The sequence below is a fragment of the Aquimarina sp. MMG016 genome, from assembly GCF_018100805.1.
Lineage (GTDB): Bacteria > Bacteroidota > Bacteroidia > Flavobacteriales > Flavobacteriaceae > Aquimarina.
The window spans coordinates 61,685-83,754 of sequence record NZ_JAGJEA010000017.1 but is presented as its reverse complement, the minus strand read 5'-3'; the positions used below and the strand labels follow the sequence as shown (position 1 = coordinate 83,754).

Genomic DNA, 22,070 nt, shown 5'->3' with positions numbered 1-22,070 from the left:
CTCTTCTAAAAGGAAACTTTCTAATTATTTACTTCGGTAAAACAACCGAATCTCTAAATTTTGTGCAAAAGTATGTATAAAAGCTTCAAAAACAAGAATAATTATTTAGAAAGTATATAGTTTTAGTTTTTCAAACTTCTTATTTCAATTACCTAGGATATTTTTGTTTGAATTTTTGCAATAACATATTATTTTCTCCCCTCATCTCCATAACTACCTCATTAGCATCAAAATTAAATTTTAACAAACCAAAACTTGGTACAGATACCACGTTTCCTAATCTATATTTATTTGACTCTCCTTTATAAGCCGTATAAGCGTGTGTCAAACCACTAGATGTAAAATCGACCAGAGGATAATTAAGTCCCGATACTTTGGTCATAGAAAGTTCAGAAATATGACGGTCTCCGCTAAGTAAAATTATATTTTTCACCTTTTTATCAATCAATAAACGTTTCAAACGCTCGACTTCGTGAGGAAAGTTACCCCAAGTTTCAAAACCATGTTCCGCCGATAGGAATTGAATACTACTTACTATAATATTAAAGTCTGCATAACTCGAAGCTAATTCTTCTTCTAACCATTTCCATTGAGTATCCCCTAAAATAGTTCCTTCGCCATTATCCCATGGTTCATATCTTTTCTTTTCATTACTATCTTTTCTCTGTAATGCCGATCTAAAGTATCTCGTATCTAATATGATAACTTTTATAGTCGCTTTTTCCAGTTCAAAAACCTTAGATAAATAAATCCCTTCTTGTGATCGCCTAAGATCACCTTTCGGTACATCCAAAAAGTCTAAGAATAATTGCTGACTCTCTTTTTTCTTCTCCCACTCTACTCCAGCATCATTTTTACCATAATCATGATCATCCCAGGTAGCAAGAACGGGAACAGTCTTCTTTAGTTTCTGATACTCAGGGTTATTATTTTGCAATTTATAATCATTGGCTATCTTTTGCATATCATCAGAATCTCCATAAATATTATCGCCTCCCCAAATAAAGAGATTTGGAGTATTCTTTAACACCTCATTCCATAATGGTTGAGGTTCGTTTTGCTTATTACAACTACCAAATGCAATTACATAATCACTTTTGTCATCATTGTTTTTATTCTGAGTAAAACAAAATGATGTAATACTCAAAAACAGGAATAGTAAAACATATTGATTTTTCATAGCTTCCATATTAAAAACTCAATAAAATTAATACTTCTAATATTACCAAAATATTATTTATTGTATATTCGCTGACTTATGAATACGCAAGAAATTAATGAAATAAAGGAGCTTTTATCTACTCCAAAAAATATAGTCATTGTACCTCATAAAAACCCTGATGGAGATGCAATTGGTTCGACTTTAGCATTATCGCATTATCTTACAGCATTAGGGCATCAAACTTCGGTTATTTCGCCTAATGAATATCCTGGTTTTTTAAAATGGATTCCAGGAGAAGATACTATTATCAAATATAACGAAAGTACTTCTACTGCAAAATCTAAAATTGAGAATGCAGAAATCATTTTTACTTTAGACTTTAACCATTTATCCAGAATAGGTGATATGGAAGAAAGCTTATCTAAAGCAGAAGCTACATTTATTATGATTGACCATCATCAACAACCAGATGACTATGCAAAATATACGTATAGTGACACATCTATGAGTTCTACATGTCAGATGGTTTATCATTTTATAGAAAAATTAGATGATCTAAAAAAGATCTCCCCGGAAATTGCCACTTGTATTTATGTAGGAATTATGACTGATACCGGGTCCTTTAGGTTTAGGTCAACAACCAGTGTAACACATCGTGTAGTTTCGGATTTAATCGACCGTGGTGCTGATAACACTGCTATTCATGAAAACATATACGATACAAATACTTTATCTCGTTTACAGCTTAAGGGAGTAGCGCTTAATAATCTAAAAGTATTACCAGAATATAAAACTGCCTATATTTCCTTATCGCAAAAAGAATTAGACGATCACAATTTTAGAAAAGGTGATACAGAAGGCTTTGTTAACCTGGGATTATCTATAGAAGGTATTAAATTTGCAGTAATATTTATAGAAAATAAAGGAGAAGGTATTATCAAAATATCCTTACGCTCTAAAGGCGATTTTTCTGTAAATGAAGTATCTAGAAAACATTTTGAAGGAGGAGGCCATCATAATGCGGCAGGAGGTAAAAGTAATCTATCGTTGCAAGATACGATTGAAAAATTTATTAGTATCTTACCGTCTTATAAAAATGTCCTAAATCCATGAGACAAATCTTTCCAATTCTTAGCCTATTAATTCTATTTTTTTCTTGCAAGACACCAGAAGCCAGAAAACCAATTACCGTAAAATCTGGATCTTTTATCAGTGAATCTATTAATAGAAATAAACAATTAGCCGCTAAAGAAGAAGCTAGAATTCAAAAAATTATTGATCAAGATAGTACCAATAATTATATTTCGTCTAAAGGAGGTTTTTGGTATTATTACTCAACAAAAGATACAATATCTAATATACAACCACAATTTGGTGATATTGTAAACTTTAACTATGATATAAAAGACCTTAGCGGAAATGTAATTTATACCAAGGAAGAACTAGACACGGTTAACTACATTATTGATAAGGAAGAACTTTTTCTCGGCCTTCGAGAAGGTTTAAAGCTTATGAAAGCCGGAGAAACAGTTACCTTTTTATTTCCTTCTTACCAAGCTTATGGATATTATGGGGATGATGATAAGATTGGAACAAATATTCCGTTAATGTCTAAAGTAACTTTACATACAATCATAAAAGAATCAACAACAGAAAATTAAATAAGTAACTCAAAAAATGAAAAAATTAAATCTTTTATTCTTAGCCGTTATTGCAATCACATTAAGTAGCTGTAAAGATAAGTACCCTGATCTAGGAGATGGTATCTATGCAGAAATTGTAACTAATAAGGGGATTGCTGTTGCCAAACTGTATTATGACCAAACTCCGATGACTGTAGCTAATTTTGTTTCTCTTGCAGAAGGTACTAATACTATGGTAGATAGCACATATAAAGGCAAGAAGTATTATAATGGAATCATATTTCACCGTGTTATTAAAGATTTCATGGTTCAGACTGGTGATCCTCTAGGTACAGGAACAGGAGATCCTGGTTATAAATTTCCTGATGAAATTGTAGATTCTCTTTCACATAAATCAAAAGGGATTTTATCTATGGCAAATTCGGGTCCCGGAACCAACGGAAGTCAATTTTTTATTACTCTTAAAGATACTCCTTGGCTAAATGGAAAGCATACCGTTTTTGGAGAGATCGTAATAGGACAAGATGTTATCGATAGTATAGGATCTGCGCCTGTTGCAGGATCAAAACCAAAAGAAGAAATCAAAATGCAAGAAGTCAATATCATACGTAAAGGATCTGCAGCAAAAGCTTTTGATACAGACAAAGCTTTTAATGATAAATTAAAAGCTCTTGAAGCAGAAAAAGCAGAAAAAGAACGCAAACAAAAAGAACTGAATGATGAAACAGCTGCTAAATTCGAAGAATTAAAAGCAAAAGCTACCATCCTAGAAAGTGGTTTAGGAATTTATTTCTTAAATCAGGGAGATGGTGAGCAACCTAAATTAGGAGATAACGTAAATGTGTTTTATGCTGGTTATTTTACTGATGGTAAAGTATTTGACACCAATAATGCTGAAACTGCCAAAGCACAAGGAGTATATGATGAAAGAAGAGCTGCTGATCCTAGAGGTTATGCTCCTATTCCTATGCCTTACTCTCCAGAAGCACAAATGATTGCTGGATTTAAAGAAGGTGTGCAAAAAATGAAAGTAGGTGATAAAGCAGTATTGTTTATTCCTTCGCATTTAGGATATGGAGAAAGAGGAAGAAGACCAATTCCACCAAATACGGATCTTATCTTTGAATTAGAAATGGTAAGCATCCAAGGCAAAGAAGAAGGTAAATAAACTGTCCCTTCTTATAAAAGATAAAAATCCCAAATCGACTTGATTTGGGATTTTTTTTAAGTTTATTTTGTTGGAATCTCCTTCAACGTTTCTTTTACAAACTTCCAATATTTCTGCACTGACGAAATACTAGCTCGTTCATCAGGAGAATGAGCTCCAAGAATAGTTGGACCAAAAGAGATCATATCCATCTCCGGATAGTTTTGCCCCAGGATTCCACATTCCAATCCAGCATGACAAGCTGCTACATGAGCTTTTTCTCCATTGAGCTTTTGATATAAAGTATCCATTACTTTAAGAATTGGTGAATCCATGTTAGGTGCCCAACCTGGATAATCACCACTAGTGGTTACTTCGCAACCTATTAGCTCAAAAGTAGCTCTCAATTTATTAACCATATCTATTTTTGACGACTCCACACTACTACGGGTCAGACATTCTATGGTAATCTCACCGGTTCCTATAGTGACTTTGGCAATATTATTAGACGTTTCCACAAGATCTTTTATCGAAGCGCTCATAGTATATACTCCATTATGTGCAGCATATACAGCTTTCAAAACACCTTCTTGCACTCCTAATTCCATTACCTTGTCGGGTATGCTCGTAGTTTTAACTTCGATTTGAAGCCCAGCATCTACAATTTCCAACTCGCTTGCTATAATCTTAGACAACTCACCAATCTCAAATTCAAAAGCCTCCGCTTGAATAGTATCCACTACAATAGTTGCAAAACTTTCTCTAGGAATAGCATTACGTAAGCTCCCCCCTTTAATTTCATGAATTCGCATCCCAAAATTTTCAAAACCATCAAACAATAAACGATTCATGATTCTATTGGCATTACCCAATCCTTTATGAATATCCATTCCGGAATGCCCTCCATTTAGTCCTGTAACAGAAATAGTATACGCAGTTTTTCCTTCAGGGACAGATTCTTCCTCATAAGTTCGTTTCGCAGTTACATCAATTCCTCCAGCACAGCCTACACCAATTTCATCATCTTCTTCAGTATCTAAATTAAGTAAAATATCACCTTGTAACCAACCGCCTTCTAATCCCATTGCTCCAGTCATACCAGTTTCTTCATCAATAGTAAATAAAGCTTCAATTGCCGGATGCTCAATATCTTTAGATTCCAAGATAGCCATAATAGTAGCTACTCCCAGTCCATTATCAGCTCCTAGGGTAGTTCCTTTTGCCATTACCCAATCTCCATCTACATACATTTCTATACCCTGCGTATCAAAATCAAAATCTGTATCAGCATTCTTCTGATGTACCATATCTAAATGTGATTGCATCACCACAATTTTACGATCTTCCATACCAGGTGTTGCTGGTTTTTTAATCAGCACATTACCAACTTTATCAACCTCAGTAATTAACCCAAGAGATTCACCAAAGTTTTTCATAAAAGCTATAACTCGTTCTTCTTTTTTTGATGGACGAGGTACTTCATTAAGATCTGCAAATTTATTCCAAAGAGTTTTAGGCTCAAGAGCTCTTATTTCTGAATTCATGTATATTGTATTTTCAGCAAATGTACATTATGATAATCTTAAATCAAATGAAGCTCCAAATGTTGTAGTTTTGTTTATCAGAATATTAACACAAATGCAATCCAAAACAAAATTATATCTTTCGATCTTACTTCCTGTTCAGATCATTTTTATTCAAATAATTTCTTTTTTTCCGGAATTTATAGAGCGTTTTTACAGTAATGGTTTTTTTACTTATACTTCTAAAGCACTACGTTATGTATTTGGATGGTTACCTTTTTCCTTTGGTGATCTTTTATATTCTGTATTGATCATTTTATTAATTCGTTTTTTATTTCTAAAGGTTTTTCGAAGAAATATTGCCTGGAAAAAAGTATTACTCGATATTGGAGCTACTCTTTCTATAGTATATGCCAGTTTTCATATTCTTTGGGGAATGAACTACTACAGACTTCCATTACACGAAATATTAAACCTTGATGATCAATATACTGAAGCCGAATTGATCAGCGTGTCTGAAAAATTAATCATCCAGGCTAATGCGCTTCATTCTAAGCTGGAGCCTATCGATTCTCTAGCTATTAAAATACCATACACTAAAGATGAAGTATTTAAGAAAACTATACCCGCATATCAACAACTAAATAATATTTTTCCGGATCTTGATTATCACCCAAAAAGTATAAAAACCTCACTACTCAGTATACCATTGACTTATATGGGGTTTAGCGGTTATTTAAATCCGATTACTAATGAAGCCCAAGTTAATGGGCTAATTCTTAATTATAAAGCTCCAACCACCAGTTGTCATGAAGAAGCGCATCAGCTAGGTTTTGCCAAAGAAAATGAAGCTAATTTTATAGCCGCACTGACAACTATAAATTATGATGATATATACTTTAATTACAGTGGAGCCACTTTTGCTTTAAAGTTTTGTTTAAACGATTTATACCTTCGCAACGAAGAAAAAGCCATTTGCCTTATCGAAAAGCTTCGCCCAGGAATACGAAAAAATTATCGTGAGGTTAATGAATTTTGGGAATCTTATGAAAACCCTTTAGAACCTATCTTTAAGAGTACATATGATAGTTATCTAAAAGTCAATAACCAACCAGATGGTATGGAAACTTATAGCTACGTGGTTGCGTTATTGGTAAATTATTTTAAATCAAATCCTATTGCGTTTCATGAGTAGCTTTAGTTTGTTAAAATATTATTAATTAACGACCTCTTTCTCCCTCAACCCCTATCTTTAAAGGCTATTGAACACTTTACACAATTCAAATGAGAAAACTATTATTATCACTTGCGGTGATATGTGGTGGTCTTACCCTTCAGGCTCAGGATTATTTCCCTAAAAATGATGGAGTTAAAACCACAAATGATAACTACACCGTATTTCAGAATGCAACAATTCACACTACCCCTAGTACAGTAATCAAAAAAGGAACTCTAATTATCCGAAAAGGTAAAATTGTACAGGTAGGAACATCATTAAAAATTCCATACAATAGTGTAGTGATTGACCTAAAAGGAAAGCATATTTATGCTTCTTTTATTGATCCTTTTACCAGTTTTGGTATAAAAAAACCCAAAGCACAGGGAGGTAATATCTTTAGTTCTAATGAGCAACCTCAATGGAAAGCCGGAAGAGAAGGTTATTACTGGAATGATCATATTCGTCCAGAAGTTAGTGCCCTTACTGATTTTAAATATGATGATAAAAAAGCTACTGAATATGTAAAAGAAGGGTTCGGAGTACTCAATACCCATATGCCAGATGGTATTATAAGAGGAACAGGCGCCTTAGTTGCATTAAATAATAAGAGCAGTGAAGGTGAACGATTACTAAGTGATCGATCCGCTCAGTTTTTATCTTTCGCCAAAAGCAATAAAAGTAAGCAAGTATACCCTACATCTTTAATGGGGGCAATGGCATTACTTCGCCAGGTATATCTAGATTCTAAATGGTATGCTTCAGGTAATACAGATAATAAAGATCTGACGCTGGAGGCTTTAAACCGGAATAAAGGTTTACCACAAATCTTTGAAGCCGGAAGTAGATTAAATGGTTTCAGAGCTGATAAAGTTGGGGATGAGTCTGGAATACAATATATAATTGTAGGCGGAGGTGATGAATATGCAAGAATTAATAAAGTAAAAGCAACAAATGCTAAATATATTATTCCACTTGACTTTCCTGAAGCTTATGATGTATCTGATCCTTACCTAGCCAATATGGTGAGTTTAGGAGATATGCGTCATTGGAATCAAGCTCCCACTAACCCTTCGGTATTGGCTAAAAATGGTATTACCTTTTCTTTTACTACTCATAAGCTCAAAAAAATATCTGATCTAAAAAGTAGAATAGAAAAAGCTATCGAACACGGATTAAATAAGAAAACTGCTCTGGCTGCCCTCACTACAATTCCTGCGCAGATTTTAGGGAAAAGTAGTCTTTTAGGAAGCATAAAAAAAGGGGCATACGCCAATTTCCTTATTACTAAAGGAGAACTATTTACCAAAGACAATATTATTTATGAAAATTGGATTCAGGGTCATAAAAATGTGGTAAACAATATGAACATAACTGATATTAATGGAAGTTATGAATTGACTGTAGCGGAAAAAACATATAATCTTTCTATATCAGGTACTTCTGCAAAACCAAAAGCTAAAGTAAAATCTGGTGAAACCACATTGGGAACAAAAATTAATTATAAGGATGATTGGGTGACCCTTACATTCACTAGCGAAGACAGTACCAAAATTGAATATACAAGAGTTGTTACTGCTATTGGGGATAGTCCTGATCTTTGGAATGGTAAAGCGGTGCTCCCTAATGGAGTTGAAACTACGTTTACGGTTAAAAAGAAACCGAAGGAGACGAAAAAAGACGATAAAAAGAAAAAATCTAACAAAAAGGAAAAGCCTGAAGTACTACCTATAACTTATCCAAACATTGCCTATGGCAATCCCAAAGTACCTACTTCAAAAGTTACTTTATTCAAAAATGCTACTGTATGGACCAATGAATCTAAAGGAATTTTGGAACAAACCGACGTTTTGGTAAAGAATGGAAAAATCGCTGCTATTGGAAAAAATCTAAGAGCCCGTGGTGCCATAGTTGTTGATGCAACAGGAAAACACTTGACTGCAGGTATTATTGATGAGCATTCTCATATTGCAGCAGCAGCTATTAACGAAGCTGGACATAACTCTTCTGCCGAAGTGACTATCGAAGATGTAGTCTCACCAGATGATATTAATATATATAGAAATCTAGCTGGTGGAGTTACCTCTATACAGATACTACATGGTTCTGCTAATCCTATTGGTGGTCGTTCAGCAATTATCAAATTAAAATGGGGTAAGAGTGCTGAAGATCTTATTTATAGAAACTCTCCTAAGTTTATCAAATTTGCGCTGGGAGAAAATGTAAAACAAAGTAATTGGGGTAGCAATGCTAATAATAGATTCCCACAAACTAGAATGGGTGTGGAGCAAGTATATACAGATTACTTCTCACGTGCTAAAAAATATGGTCAAAATAAAAAAAGTGGAAAATATCGTAAAGATATCGAAATGGAAACCCTGCTTGAGGTTCTTAATGGTCGACGTTATATTAGTTGTCACTCTTATGTGCAAAGCGAAATAAATATGCTAATGAAGGTTGCAGAAAAATTTAACTTCAGAATAAATACCTTCACCCATATTCTAGAAGGATACAAAGTAGCTGATAAAATGGCGAAACACGGAGTTGGTGGATCTACATTTTCCGATTGGTGGGCTTATAAATATGAAGTAAATGATGCGATTCCTTATAATGCTTCTATAATGCATAATCAAGGAGTAGTTACTGCAATTAACAGTGATGATCCCGAAATGTCTCGCCGTCTTAATCAAGAAGCAGCGAAATCTGTAAAATACGGTGGAGTATCTGAAGAAGACGCACTAAAATTCGTTACACTTAATCCTGCTAAACTACTTCATATAGACAAGCGTGTGGGAAGTATAAAGGTAGGTAAAGATGCAGATCTTGTATTATGGACTGATCACCCACTTTCTATTTATGCCAAGGCTGAAAAAACAATGATTGAAGGAGTGACTTATTTTGATCTTAATATTGACAAAATGATGAGGGAATCCATTGCTGAGGAAAGAAATAAGCTTTCCACAATGATGTTAAAGGCTAAAAACAATGGTCTTAAGACTCAACCTCCTAAGAAAAAAGAGAAGCAAAATTTTGAGTGTCAAACTATTGAGACCATTCATTAAATTAAAGATTCTAAAAATGAAAAAAATAGTATATATAATATTACTCGTTTCTTTCGTCGGAAAAGTAACAGCACAACAAACTCCTGCAAAAGTTCAAACAGAGGCCATAACTATAACAGGAGCGACAGCTCATATTGGCAATGGCGAAATCATAGAAGATAGTGTGATCATCTTTGAGAAAGGAAAAATAAAAGCTATTGGAGAAAAAGGAAAAGTTCCCCCACAAGGAAAAACTATCAATGCAGGAGGAAAACATATATATCCAGGATTCATAGCGCCTAACTCCACTCTAGGTTTAGTAGAAATTGGTGCAGTTAGAGCAACAGATGATGATAGTGAACTAGGATCTTACAATCCACATATACGAAGTATTATTGCTTATAACGCAGAAAGCAAAATTGTAGAAAGCATGAGACCTAATGGCGTGTTAATTGCTCAGGTAACCCCAAGAGGAGGAAGAATATCCGGAACATCTTCTATTGTTCAATTAGATGCCTGGAACTGGGAAGATGCCGCTATAAAAATAGATGATGGTATTCACATGAACTGGCCAAGCCCGTATACAAGAGGAAGATGGTGGTTAGGTGAAGATTCTGGTTTTAAACCAAATAAAAAATATGTAGAACAGGTTACAGAGTTTAAAGATTTTATCAATCAAGCAAAAGCTACAATAAGGTCAAAATCTTCTAATAAAAATCTTCCACATCTGGCTATGAAAAAAGTTTTTGATAATTCACAAACTTTATTTGTCCATGTAAGTTCTGAAAAAGCTATTCTGGATGTTATTGCTTTTTCTAAAGAATACGACATCAAAAAAGTAGTAATAATTGGTGGTGATGAAGCTTATAAATTAGTAAAGGAGCTAAAGGATAGCAATATTGCTGTGTTATTAAAAAGAACACATACTACTCCAAGTTATGAAGATGACCATTATGATCAACCCTATAAAAATGCAAAATTATTAATGGATGCAGGTGTATTGGTCGCTTTACAAAATAGTGGACAGATGGAACGTGCTAATGCTAGAAATCTTCCTTTTCAAGCAGGTACTGTTGCAGCTCACGGATTAGATAAAGAAAAAGCATTGCAATTAATCACAGGTAATAGTGCTAAAATTTTAGGTATTGATGACATCACCGGAACTCTTGAAGTTGGTAAAGACGCTACTCTTTTTATCAGTGGCGGAGATGCTCTCGATATGCGCACCAATCAATTAGAAAAAGCATATATTCAAGGTCGTGAAATTAGCCTGGAAAGTCATCAGACTAAACTTTGGAAAAGATATAGTGATAAATATGGTCAGTAATATTAGGTAAAAATCTCTGAGGGAAAACCTCGAACATAGAACAGATTTCTAGTTTTTAGACTTTTTAGTTATAGCGAGTAGCGAACTACGGCTATAAACCTAATAAGAAAATAAAACCCCATCAACAAGTAGTTGATGGGGTTTTATTTTTATGATTGCTTTACCGTCAGAATTTCTTTTGTCTTTTCTAATGCCTCCACCCCTGTTCCTCTAACAAGGATATTCAGATCTTTGTCCAGCAAAATAAATGTTGGAAATGCATCAATTTTAAGATCTTTTAAAATTTTAGGATATTTCTCTAACCCCCCTTTTAAATCTCTTTGTAAGAAGACATGATTCCATTTCATTTGATATTCTTTAATGTGCTCAAAAACTTCACCTCTTTCATCATCATATGCAAAACTTAAAATTGAAAGACGATCAGAATAATCATTATTAAGTTTTATAACTTCTGGATTAAGTTTTAAACAAGGTGCACACCAGGTTCCCCAAAAATCTATTAGTAAATATTCCTTTTGTGATATCTGTTTGGAAAAGCTAGTAGATTGGTATTTTAGGTCATTAAACTTCAAGTCTTTTATATTATCTCCTTCAGTATACCCGTGTGGTTTTTCTTTAATCTTTAAATCTTTAAAAAACAATTCCGAGAAATCTGAAGTAATACTATCTATACTAAAATATGAATCTGCAATTTGAACCGTATCTTTAAGTTTTGTCTCAACAAAATTATAATCCGAATAAGTTAGAAAATCTTCATTTTGCTTAGCAACTGCAAATGAAACGCCTAGAGGACCAGGGTTAGCGGAAATTTTGTAGTCTTTTTCTTCTAAAGTAAAAACCCCATTCCACCAGTGATCATAAGCTTGCATGATTATTACAAGATCAGTATACATCGAATCATCGGGTTTGCGAATGGTACCATTATTTGGAATTACCTTGTAAACCAAGCTACTATTCCTTATTTTGTTTTCTTTATATTCAGAGTAATCCAGGGTATCATATTTTACATCCTTACCATAATTAATACTCATTTTCCATTTACCGAATTGACGATCAAAATAATGTTTTTGATCATCACTCAAATCTTTATTAAAATTAAGATCATATGCTAAAAAATACTTTCCATTTTCATATCCGGAATATGCATATATCTTATTAGGTGATATAGAATCCGGGCTAAGAGCACTTCTGAAAGTAAAATACTGAAGTTTCATAGTATCTAACTTAGGTACTCCGGATAATTCTTTTGGAATAGAATCTAATATTTTAAAAGGACGTGCTGACATTCCTCCAGAATCGATTTTTTCGCTCAATACAACAGAAAAATCTTCTGTTTCAGAAACACTTTTCGAATCTTTATTATGGTTACAGGACAAAAACGGAAGGATAATTATTAGCAATAATAGTTTTCTCATGGGATCAATTTTAATGATTAAGCCGGTAAACATAAGGAAATTGGAAATTAACACCAACTTTTAAGTCTTTTTATCCATTTTGAAACTCCTTCATATCGTCAAGAGCGCTAATCAGCATGTTAACGTGATTAAGTGTACAACTTTCACCCATAATACCAATCCTCCATATCTTACCTGCAAAAGCTCCTAGTCCTCCTCCTACTTCGATATTATAACTATTAAGTAACTTGTTTCTTATAAGTGCTTCATCATTTCCTTCAGGAAGGAAAACAGAATTTAAGTTTGGTAATCTGTATTGTTCTTCTACTAAATACCTAAATCCTAGATTTTCTAATTTTGTTTTTAAAACCTGATGTACCTGTTGATGACGCTTCCATCGGTTTTCTAATCCTTCTTCCAATACTATTCTTAATGATTCTCTAAGCGCAAATACCGAGGATACCGGTGCTGTATGATGATAAGCTCGCTTAGCTCCACCCCAATAGTTTTTTACTAAACTCAAATCTAAAAACCAACTCTGTACTTTTGTCTTACGATTCTCCAGCACCTTAACTGCTCTATCCGAAAAACTGACTGGTGATAATCCAGGAGGGGCACTTAGGTTTTTTTGAGTCCCAGTATAGATTGCATCGATATTCCAATCGTCAACTCTCAATTCCATACCACAGTACGAAGTAACTGCATCCACCATTAACAAGCCACCAGCATTATGTACCAAATCACTGATCTCCTTTATTGGTTGTAAAGCACCTGTAGAAGTTTCAGCATGAACTAACGCTACTAATTTTGGATTTGGGCATTTATCAAGTACCTTTTTAATATCATCCGGCTCGATCACTCTTCCCCATTCCACTTCAACTTTATGAACAATTGCCCCACAACGTTCGGCAATGTCTGCCATTCTTCCCCCAAAAACTCCATTAATACAAATAATCACTTCATCACTTGGTTCCAAAAGGTTGACCAAACAGGTCTCCATACCGGCACTACCTGGAGCAGATACAACAAAAGTTAAATTATTCTTAGTAAGGAATGTGTCTTGCACCATTGTTTTCACTTCATCCATAATGGTAACAAATTCGGGATCGAGATGACCAATTAATGGTGTAGACATGGCTTTAAGTACCCTAGGATTGGCATCAGAAGGTCCGGGTCCCATAAGAATTCTATTACTTGTGTTAAGTTCTTTATACATAAATCTGGTTTTATTATTTAATCTACTATATCGTTTTCGTAAAAATAAATAATTAAAAAAAGTTCTATTTAAACCGAAACGGCACGTAAAGAAAAAAACACCTGTATATTATCAATTTGACAATCCTAGAACTACTAATCAGTAATAGATTGTGTTATTTTGAAAAAAGCAGCTTTATTTTTGTCAAAAAAAATCTAACCCCTAATAAGAAATCCCCTCAATGAAAATCATTAAGGGGATTTATAAAATTTTTAGTTAGCTCTTATTAAAGTGTCCCTCCTTTTTCAATAGTAGGTTTCTTGAATAAAGAATACGTAGGCTTATCTTTACTAGCCTTAGCATCTACAAAATTCCTCTCACTTTTGACTTCCTCTACTATTCCATTTTTATATGTTCTCCATTTTAATGTTTTAGGCAATAATAACCCATTAACATCATTCCAATCCGCATACTCTATCAAGCTTATTTTCTCACTACTTTCTTTACTGAAAAAAGTTACGGTATACCCTAAGTATTTCATTTGATATGATTTAGCATCATAATACAGGAAGTAATTATCTTTTGGAGAATCACCTACTCCTTCAGCATAAGATATTTTATAGCCTGGATAGGTTTGATCTCCTACCTTAAGATCTTCTACTTTTTCATATGTAATACCATCATCACCAAGTACAAATGGCATTGCATAAAAATAAAACATTAGGTTATGATAAAAACGAGGATTACCTTTAAAATATGTAGAGTCTTGCTCTATCCACACTTCTTTACCATCAAACCCTAAAACAAATTTATCCGTTTCTACCCTTGCATGGCGAGTTTTGAGATTAGTAGTATGTTTTTCGTTCCCCTCTGGGTTACTTAATTCAAAAACCAAAGTATTCATCTGATCAAAAGCTTGAATTCCGCCATGAGCTTTAAAAACGGCAGCAATATCTTTAGGAAAGCTATTTGATCTATCTACTATTACTTCTTCTTTTAGTTCCTCTTTAATTTCAGTTGTGTTTTCAGATTTCGTTTCTTGTTTACAAGAAATTAAAACCAAGAGCATTAAAAATAATGTGATCAGTTTTTTCATTTCAATTAAGGTTATGATTTATTTTTTAAGAAGATATAGTCGTATTATCTAAATAACCTTACAATGTATCAAGTTTTTTGCTTTTTCTTTTTGGCAGCTGGAAAAAGTACATTATTTAAAATCAAACGGTATCCCGGAGAATTAGGATGAAGCTCTAATTCGGTCTTAGGATCACCAACTCTATGTGTATAATCTTCAGGATCATGTCCTCCATAGAAAGTAAAGAATCCTTTACCTTTAATTCCATGGATATATCTAGCTTCGTTATTGGTTTTATTTTCACCTAAAATCAAAACATTAGACTTAATTTCATTTGGGTTATATGCTGTAGTTTGTCCCATAAAACCTTTTACCAAAGCTGTATGGTTCTGACACAACATGGTAGGAATAGGGTCCCACTTTGCAGAAAAATCCATCAAAGTAAAGTAATCTGTGGTTTTAGAAATACGTCGATTTCTCGTCATATCTATTGAAGAAAACTCATATACATTTGGACTGCGTTCTAATGTAAAATCTTTAAACGCAAAAGTTTTACTATAATTTATTTTAGATTGATATCCCGGTTCGCTAGGATCTCCATCAAACATTGGTTCACAAATATCCACTCCCTCCGCTGCTAAAGCTATCTCAAAACTATCTGTGGCACTACACATTGCAAACATAAAACCTCCACCTACTACATAATCACGTATTTTAAGAGCTACGGCTAATTTTTCTTCAGAAACTTTAGAATAGCCCAAACTCTTTGCTAGCTTTTCGGCAGCTGCCTTTTCCTTGATATACCATGGATGTGCACGATACGTCGCATAAAATTTACCATACTGCCCAGTAAAATCTTCATGATGTAAGTGTAACCAATCATATAGAATTAGATTATCTTCTAAAACCTCTTGATCATATATAGTTTCATAAGGGATTTCTGCAAAAGTCAAGACCATCGTTACTGCATCATCCCAAGGTTGGTTTCCTTTAGGAGAATATACTGCAATTTTAGGAGCTTTCTCCAGAACTACTGCTTCCATATTTTGAGATGGACTACTAATTTCTTCCAGAATTCCAGCAGTTTCTGTATCGCTTAAAACTTCATATGATACTCCTCTAATAGTACATTCTTTCCTAATCGCATCGGTATCAGGCAATAAAAAAGATCCTCCCCTATAATTGAGCAACCATTTAACCTTTAGATCTTTGCTTAAGGTCCAATATGTAATTCCATATGCTTTGAGATGATTCTGCTGACCTTCAACATCCATCGGAATCAAAACATAGGACGCATAGGATTGGGTAGCAAATAAAAATATTAAACCAACTACAACAGACCGTACAGGTATTTTTAATGTAAAAACATCATTAAAACACAGCTTTATTTTAGAAAGGAACTTCGTCATCATCATTAGAATCATTTATGCTACTCCCAAAAGCTTCATCCGCGCTTGGAAGATGTCCAGTATTAAATGGTTCATCTTCTTCACCTTCATTCATTTTAGAATGAAACTCGAAAGGAGTGCTAAAGTCATCTAAGTTATCAAATTTACCCAAGTGACCAATAAATTTTAACCTAATATTCTCTAATCCACCATTACGGTGTTTAGCAACAATAAATTCTCCTTGACCTTGGGTTGGAGATCTTTCCTCATCATCCCATTCATCAATTTTATAATATTCTGGTCGGTAAATAAATGATACAATATCTGCATCCTGTTCAATCGCTCCAGATTCACGAAGGTCACTAAGCAGTGGTCTTTTACTACCTCCACGAGTTTCTACAGCACGCGATAACTGTGATAATGCAATTACAGGAACATTCAATTCTTTTGCCAAAGCTTTCAGGTTACGAGAAATCGTAGAAATCTCTTGCTCCCGGTTACCGTTCTTACCAGATCCTCCAGCTGTCATTAATTGCAAATAATCAATAACGATCATTCTTATACCGTGCTGAGAAGAAAGACGACGTGCTTTTGCTCTCAGGTCAAAAATAGATAAAGAAGGAGTGTCATCTATAAATAACGGTGCTTTTTCAAGATCTTTTACTTTGACATTAAGCTGTTCCCACTCGTGCTTTTCGAGTTTACCGGTACGTAACTTTTCTGAAGACAAACCTGTTTCTGAAGAGATCAAACGAGTAATTAATTGCACGGAAGACATCTCCAGTGAGAAGAAAGCCACAGGTATATTCTGCCCAACTGCCATATTTCTAGCCATCGAAAGCGTTAAAGCCGTTTTACCCATACCCGGACGGGCAGCCACAATGATCAAATCACTAGGCTGCCAGCCTGAAGTAAGTTTATCCAATTTATCAAAACCAGACGGGATTCCACTTAAACCTTCTTTGTTAGAAATTTCCTGAATCTTTTTCTTTGCTTGAATAACAAGATTCTGTGCAGTTTCTGTTGATCTTTTAATATTTCCCTGGGTTACTTCATATAACCTGGATTCTGCCATATCCAACAGATCAAAAACATCTGTAGTCTCATCATAAGACTCTTCAATAATTTCATTTGATATTTTAATCAAACTACGTTGAATATATTTCTGAAGAATTATCCTAGCATGAAACTCAATATGTGCTGAAGATGCTACTTTTTGAGTCAATTGAATCAAATAATAATCACCTCCGGCAAGCTCTAGCCTTGAATCCTTCTTAAGTTGGCTAGAAACCGTTAATAAGTCTATTGGTTCGGAGTTTTCGAAGAGTTTAAATATCGCTTCGAATATGTATTGATGCGCTTCTCGATAAAAAACATCGGGGTTAAGTATATCAATAATTTCATCAACTCCTTTTTTATCAATCATCATTGCCCCAAGCACAACTTCCTCTAAATCAACTGCTTGAGGGGGTATTTTTCCTTTCTCAAGCGAGATTACGTTCCCCCGACCGTAACTCTTCTGTTGAGCTTGCTGTACTTTTTCCATGACTACGAATGTAAAAAAATTGTAAAGAGATGTACCTAAATACAAAGGTACGAATGTTCACCAGTCCTTAACAAATGAACTGTTAATAAGTAATTTTTATTGTTAATAAGCATAAAAAAAACCTGAAGCACGAAACTTCAGATTTAGTTAGCAAGTGATTTTTTAAGGGTTATCCTTTAAAGACTCCCATCTCTGCATATTTGTCCATGCGTTTTTCGACAAGTTCTTCTGGTGATAAGTTTTTTAATTCATCAAAAGTTGCAAGAATCTTATCTCTAACAGTTTTGAATATTTTTTCTCTATCACTATGTGCTCCGCCTAAAGGTTCCTTGACAATCTCGTCGATAAGCTTTTGCTTTTTCATATCTGTAGCTGTAAGCTTAAGCGCTTCTGCAGCTTGTTCTTTAAACTCCCAACTCCTCCAAAGAATAGATGAACAAGATTCTGGGGAAATTACAGAATACCAAGTATTTTCTAGCATTAGAACTTTATCACCAACACCTATACCTAATGCTCCGCCACTAGCTCCTTCTCCTATAATAACTACAGTAATAGGAACTTTAAGCCTTGTCATTTCCAGAATATTTCGAGCAATTGCTTCTCCTTGTCCTCTTTCTTCTGCTTCTAGTCCCGGATAGGCTCCCGGAGTATCAACAAAACACACTACAGGAATCCCAAATTTCTCTGCACTCTTCATCAGACGAAGTGCTTTGCGATATCCTTCAGGATTTGCCATACCAAAATTACGATACTGCCTTGTCTTAGTATTATATCCTTTTTGTTGACCTACAAACATAAAGCTCTGATTGCCAATCTTACCCAGACCGCCAATCATTGCCTTATCATCTTTTACATTTCTGTCACCGTGTAGTTCTAAAAACGATTCTCCACAAATGGCATCTATATAATCTAATGTATATGGCCTGGATGGATGCCTCGATAGCTGAACTCGCTGCCAAGGAGTAAGGTTTTTATAAATTTCCTTTTTGGTGTCTTTCAGTTTTTTCTCTATCTGCTTGCAGGTATCTGTAACATCTACTTCACTCTCTTCGCCAATTGCGCAAGCTTTTTCAAATTGTTCTTCGAGCTCTTTAATAGGGAGTTCAAATTCTAAATATTCCATAATTAAGAATATATTTATTTTAACTAGGGTTAGCTGACAAATATAAAAACTTTACTTCGTATTGTTATGCAAAGTTACGTCTCTTTTTCTTTTTTTCACATTTTTGAATATTCCGTTCAAGATTACAGTGCTAAGTATAATCAAAGCTCCATAGTAAAATCCAGGATTCATTTTTTCTGAATCTCCAAAAATCAAAAATGCTAATATAATACCATAAACCGGTTCTAAATTAATTGTAAGCATCACAGTATAAGGGCTTAAATACTTCATTACTTGTACAGAACCAATAAATGCATATGCCGTACATACCGAGGCTAGTAGCAGCATATAAAGCCAATCTGAAGATGATAATTGAAAAAAAGCAATGGAAAAACCTTCTGTTTGATTACCAAAAAAAGTAATTCCTAGTAGATAAAGAGTTACAACTCCTACTCCACTTAATAATTCATAAAAAGAAATCATTGACGGGTTATATTGTTGCGCAATTTTACCATTCATCAAGGAGAATACTGATGATAAAAAAGCCGAACACAGGGCATACACTATCCCCAAAAAATAATCTCCTTCAACTTTAAAAATTATATATAAACCTACAATAACCAATACTCCAAAAAGGATTTCGTACCAAATCACTTTTCGTTTATAAAAAATAGGTTCTAAAATTGAAGTAAAAAATGCTCCTGTAGATAAAAGCGCTAACGTAATTGATACATTAGAAACCTTAATGGCAGCGAAAAAAGTAATCCAATGAAGCGCAATAACTATTCCTGCTATAAAAAGGGTAATAAATAGCTTTCTAGTAACTACTAAAGAAATTTTTCTGAAATAAATAAATAAGTAGATAAACCCAGAAGCTAGTAGCATTCTATACCAAACTAAAGGCAAAGCATCAATAGATATTAATTCTCCGAGTATTGCAGTAAATCCCCATATAAATATAATGAAATGTAGATGAAAATAATTTTGAAGTTTAGCGTTTGGCATTATATAAAAGATAAATTGCTAAAATTCCAAAAGTGAAATTCGGAAACCATACCGCAACTATTGGAGGAAAATCTGACTGATTGGCCAAAGTACCTAATACTTTATCAAAAAAGATAAATACAAATGCTAATGATATCCCTACTGCGAGATTGACCCCCATTCCTCCTCTTCTTTTCATAGAAGAAACGGCAACACCTATAACCGTAAGAATGAATGCAGAAATAGGAATACTCCATCGCTTATAGGCGACCACTTTATATCTATTAACATCAGAAGACCCTCTTTTACTTTCTTTCTTAATAAATTTATTTAACTCTGTATAATTAAGAGTTTCAGCAACATAGGTCACAGGCGTAAATTCATCTATATTAAAAGGTAAAATAGTGTCCTTTTTCCTTGCTCTTTCTATAATATCACTATCCTCTAATACTGTTCTTTTTACAAAATCCCTTAACTCGTATATACTATCTTTTTCTATAAAAGTAATCTTTCTTGCAGAAATCTTAGTATCTAATCTATTACCATCAAAATATTCTAAGGTAAAGTTGGTCGCAGATTTCTTTAATGGTTGAAAATTATTTGCATATAAAAATATACTATCATTTAACTGCCTATAAACATTTCTAGTTTCTTGTACTTTTTTATGTTTTTTGAGATGAGTATACTTAAATTCATTAAACCCTTGACTAGCTTTTGGCGCCAAAAACAATCCCATTGCTAAGGCACCAACACATATTATAACTGCTCCAATCATATAAGGCCTTAGAAATCTCCAGAAAGAAACTCCAGAACTCAGAAAAGCAATAATTTCAGTTTTATTAGCTAATTTAGAAGTAAACCAAATTACTGAAAGAAATACAAAAAGAGGAAATAGAAGATTTGCAAAATAAACTGTAAAATCAAGATAGTATGTTACAATAGCATTAAATGGAACATCGTTCTTCAGCATATTATCTATCTTCTCAGAAACATCTACAATAATTCCTATAGGTATAAATAGAAGAATCATGGTAAAGAATGTACCCAGATATCTTTTAAGTATGTACCAGTCTAATATTTTCAAACTATAACCTTTTATCCATTTGTTTAACCATCAGATTCTTCCAGGAATAAAAATCTCCAGCTAAGATATGTTTTCTTGCTTCGCGAACCAACCATAGATAGAATCCAAGATTATGAATAGTTGCTATTTGTCTTCCCAACATCTCATTAACTGTAAAAAGATGCTTTAAATATGCTTTTGAATATTCTGTATCTACAAACGTAATTCCCATCTCATCAATTGGAGAAAAATCATCTTTCCATTTCTGATTCTTAATATTAATGGTTCCGTGCGCTGTAAACAACATTCCATTTCGCCCATTACGGGTAGGCATTACACAATCAAACATATCAACACCTAACGCAATATTTTCTAAAATATTAATGGGTGTACCTACTCCCATAAGGTAACGCGGCTTATCTTCCGGCAAAATATCAGTTACCACTTCTGTCATAGCATACATCTCTTCTGCAGGTTCTCCTACCGACAATCCTCCTATTGCATTACCTTTAGCACCTGCATTTGCTATGTATTCTGCAGATTGTTTTCTAAGGTCTTTATAGGTACTACCTTGCACTATCGGAAAAAATGTCTGATCATATCCATATTTAACAGGTATTTTATCCAAATGTTGCATACAACGATCTAACCACCTATGTGTCATGTGCATACTACGTTTGGCATATTGATAATCACAAGGATATGGAGTACACTCATCAAAAGCCATAATAATATCAGCTCCGATAGTGCGCTGAATTTCCATTACATTCTCTGGAGTAAAAAAATGAGTAGAACCATCAATATGAGATTTAAATTTCACTCCTTCTTCTTTAATCTTTCTGTTAGCAGACAAAGAATATACTTGATATCCTCCACTATCGGTAAGAATATTACGATCCCAATTCATAAACTTATGCAATCCTCCAGCTTTTTCCAGTATCGGAGTTTGTGGTCTTAGATATAAATGATATGTATTACCCAAAATAATATCTGGGTTTATATCATTTTTTAATTCTCTTTGATGTACGCCTTTTACGGTTGCTACTGTACCTACTGGCATAAAAATAGGAGTTTCTATTACTCCATGATCTGTAGTGATTTTTCCAGCTCTGGCTTTACTCTCAGGATCTTTTGATAAAAGGTCAAATTGCATAGTTTCTATTTCATCGAGCGCAAAGATAACTAACTAAAATTACTTTGATAGATCCTTGTTTTCGAAAACTTTTCGTTATTAACAACACTTTCTTAATTAAAAGCTATCCAG

General features: G+C 33.9%; 17 protein-coding genes. 6 read left to right on the top strand and 11 right to left on the bottom strand.

Going from position 1 to position 22,070, the window contains the following annotated elements; all coding sequences use genetic code 11:
- Window positions 1-148: 148 nt before the first annotated feature.
- On the bottom strand, window positions 149-1,180 hold the full coding sequence (locus J8M14_RS21605) for an alkaline phosphatase D family protein (RefSeq protein WP_211076907.1): 1,032 nt from the start codon (window positions 1,178-1,180) through the stop codon (window positions 149-151).
- Window positions 1,181-1,258: 78 nt separating this feature from the next.
- Here J8M14_RS21605 and J8M14_RS21600 point away from each other — a divergent pair, with 78 nt between their 5' ends.
- The 3 genes from J8M14_RS21600 to J8M14_RS21590 are packed head-to-tail and all read left to right on the top strand — an operon-like array spanning window position 1,259 to window position 3,973.
- Complete coding sequence (locus J8M14_RS21600; protein WP_211076906.1) at window positions 1,259-2,275, top strand: bifunctional oligoribonuclease/PAP phosphatase NrnA; 1,017 nt, start codon at window positions 1,259-1,261, stop codon at window positions 2,273-2,275.
- On the top strand, window positions 2,272-2,823 hold the full coding sequence (gene gldI, locus J8M14_RS21595; RefSeq protein WP_211076905.1) for a gliding motility-associated peptidyl-prolyl isomerase GldI: 552 nt from the start codon (window positions 2,272-2,274) through the stop codon (window positions 2,821-2,823). The genes J8M14_RS21600 and gldI overlap by 4 nt, the downstream gene beginning before the upstream one ends.
- Window positions 2,824-2,839: 16 nt before the next feature.
- A complete protein-coding gene (locus J8M14_RS21590; protein ID WP_211076904.1) occupies window positions 2,840-3,973 on the top strand; it encodes a peptidylprolyl isomerase in 1,134 nt (377 codons plus the stop codon).
- Between the two features lie 62 nt (window positions 3,974-4,035).
- Here J8M14_RS21590 and J8M14_RS21585 read toward each other — a convergent pair whose 3' ends face one another.
- Window positions 4,036-5,496, bottom strand: coding sequence for an aminoacyl-histidine dipeptidase (locus tag J8M14_RS21585; protein ID WP_211076903.1), 1,461 nt, complete (start codon window positions 5,494-5,496; stop codon window positions 4,036-4,038).
- On the opposite strand from J8M14_RS21585, the gene J8M14_RS21580 reads away from it, so the two are divergent.
- The 3 genes from J8M14_RS21580 to J8M14_RS21570 all read left to right on the top strand — a co-directional run bounded on the left by J8M14_RS21580 (window position 5,495) and on the right by J8M14_RS21570 (window position 11,059).
- Window positions 5,495-6,670 (top strand): DUF3810 domain-containing protein, encoded by a 1,176-nt coding sequence (locus J8M14_RS21580; RefSeq protein WP_348772863.1) that lies wholly within the window; start codon window positions 5,495-5,497, stop codon window positions 6,668-6,670. The two genes, J8M14_RS21585 and J8M14_RS21580, sit on opposite strands and share 2 nt — an antisense overlap.
- 89 nt (window positions 6,671-6,759) lie before the next feature.
- Window positions 6,760-9,753 (top strand): amidohydrolase family protein, encoded by a 2,994-nt coding sequence (locus J8M14_RS21575; protein ID WP_211076902.1) that lies wholly within the window; start codon window positions 6,760-6,762, stop codon window positions 9,751-9,753.
- Window positions 9,754-9,769: 16 nt separating this feature from the next.
- Window positions 9,770-11,059: an amidohydrolase family protein gene (locus J8M14_RS21570; protein WP_211076901.1), complete on the top strand. Its 1,290-nt coding sequence runs from the start codon at window positions 9,770-9,772 to the stop codon at window positions 11,057-11,059.
- A 149-nt stretch (window positions 11,060-11,208) separates the two neighbouring features.
- Here J8M14_RS21570 and J8M14_RS21565 read toward each other — a convergent pair whose 3' ends face one another.
- The 9 genes from J8M14_RS21565 to tgt form a co-directional block, all read right to left on the bottom strand.
- A complete protein-coding gene (locus J8M14_RS21565) occupies window positions 11,209-12,474 on the bottom strand; it encodes a TlpA disulfide reductase family protein (RefSeq protein WP_211076900.1) in 1,266 nt (421 codons plus the stop codon).
- A gap of 70 nt (window positions 12,475-12,544) precedes the next feature.
- Window positions 12,545-13,669 carry an alanine--glyoxylate aminotransferase family protein gene (locus J8M14_RS21560; RefSeq protein WP_211076899.1) on the bottom strand — a complete coding sequence of 375 codons (1,125 nt, stop codon included), beginning with the start codon at window positions 13,667-13,669 and terminating at the stop codon, window positions 12,545-12,547.
- 265 nt (window positions 13,670-13,934) lie between these two features.
- On the bottom strand, window positions 13,935-14,744 hold the full coding sequence (locus J8M14_RS21555; protein WP_211076898.1) for a DUF6503 family protein: 810 nt from the start codon (window positions 14,742-14,744) through the stop codon (window positions 13,935-13,937).
- Window positions 14,745-14,812: 68 nt separating this feature from the next.
- Window positions 14,813-16,135 carry an asparagine synthetase B gene (locus tag J8M14_RS21550; RefSeq protein WP_247672736.1) on the bottom strand — a complete coding sequence of 441 codons (1,323 nt, stop codon included), beginning with the start codon at window positions 16,133-16,135 and terminating at the stop codon, window positions 14,813-14,815.
- Window positions 16,113-17,657, bottom strand: a complete 1,545-nt coding sequence (gene dnaB, locus J8M14_RS21545; protein WP_211076897.1) for a replicative DNA helicase — start codon at window positions 17,655-17,657, stop codon at window positions 16,113-16,115. Before dnaB ends, J8M14_RS21550 begins: the two co-directional genes overlap by 23 nt.
- A gap of 169 nt (window positions 17,658-17,826) precedes the next feature.
- Window positions 17,827-18,780 (bottom strand): acetyl-CoA carboxylase carboxyltransferase subunit alpha, encoded by a 954-nt coding sequence (locus J8M14_RS21540; protein WP_211076896.1) that lies wholly within the window; start codon window positions 18,778-18,780, stop codon window positions 17,827-17,829.
- A 51-nt stretch (window positions 18,781-18,831) separates the two neighbouring features.
- Window positions 18,832-19,764, bottom strand: a complete 933-nt coding sequence (locus J8M14_RS21535) for a DMT family transporter (protein WP_211076895.1) — start codon at window positions 19,762-19,764, stop codon at window positions 18,832-18,834.
- Window positions 19,751-20,827 carry an LptF/LptG family permease gene (locus J8M14_RS21530; RefSeq protein ID WP_211076894.1) on the bottom strand — a complete coding sequence of 359 codons (1,077 nt, stop codon included), beginning with the start codon at window positions 20,825-20,827 and terminating at the stop codon, window positions 19,751-19,753. The genes J8M14_RS21535 and J8M14_RS21530 overlap by 14 nt, the downstream gene beginning before the upstream one ends.
- A gap of 1 nt (window position 20,828) precedes the next feature.
- Window positions 20,829-21,959: a tRNA guanosine(34) transglycosylase Tgt gene (tgt, locus tag J8M14_RS21525; RefSeq protein WP_211076893.1), complete on the bottom strand. Its 1,131-nt coding sequence runs from the start codon at window positions 21,957-21,959 to the stop codon at window positions 20,829-20,831.
- Window positions 21,960-22,070 lie beyond the last annotated feature (111 nt).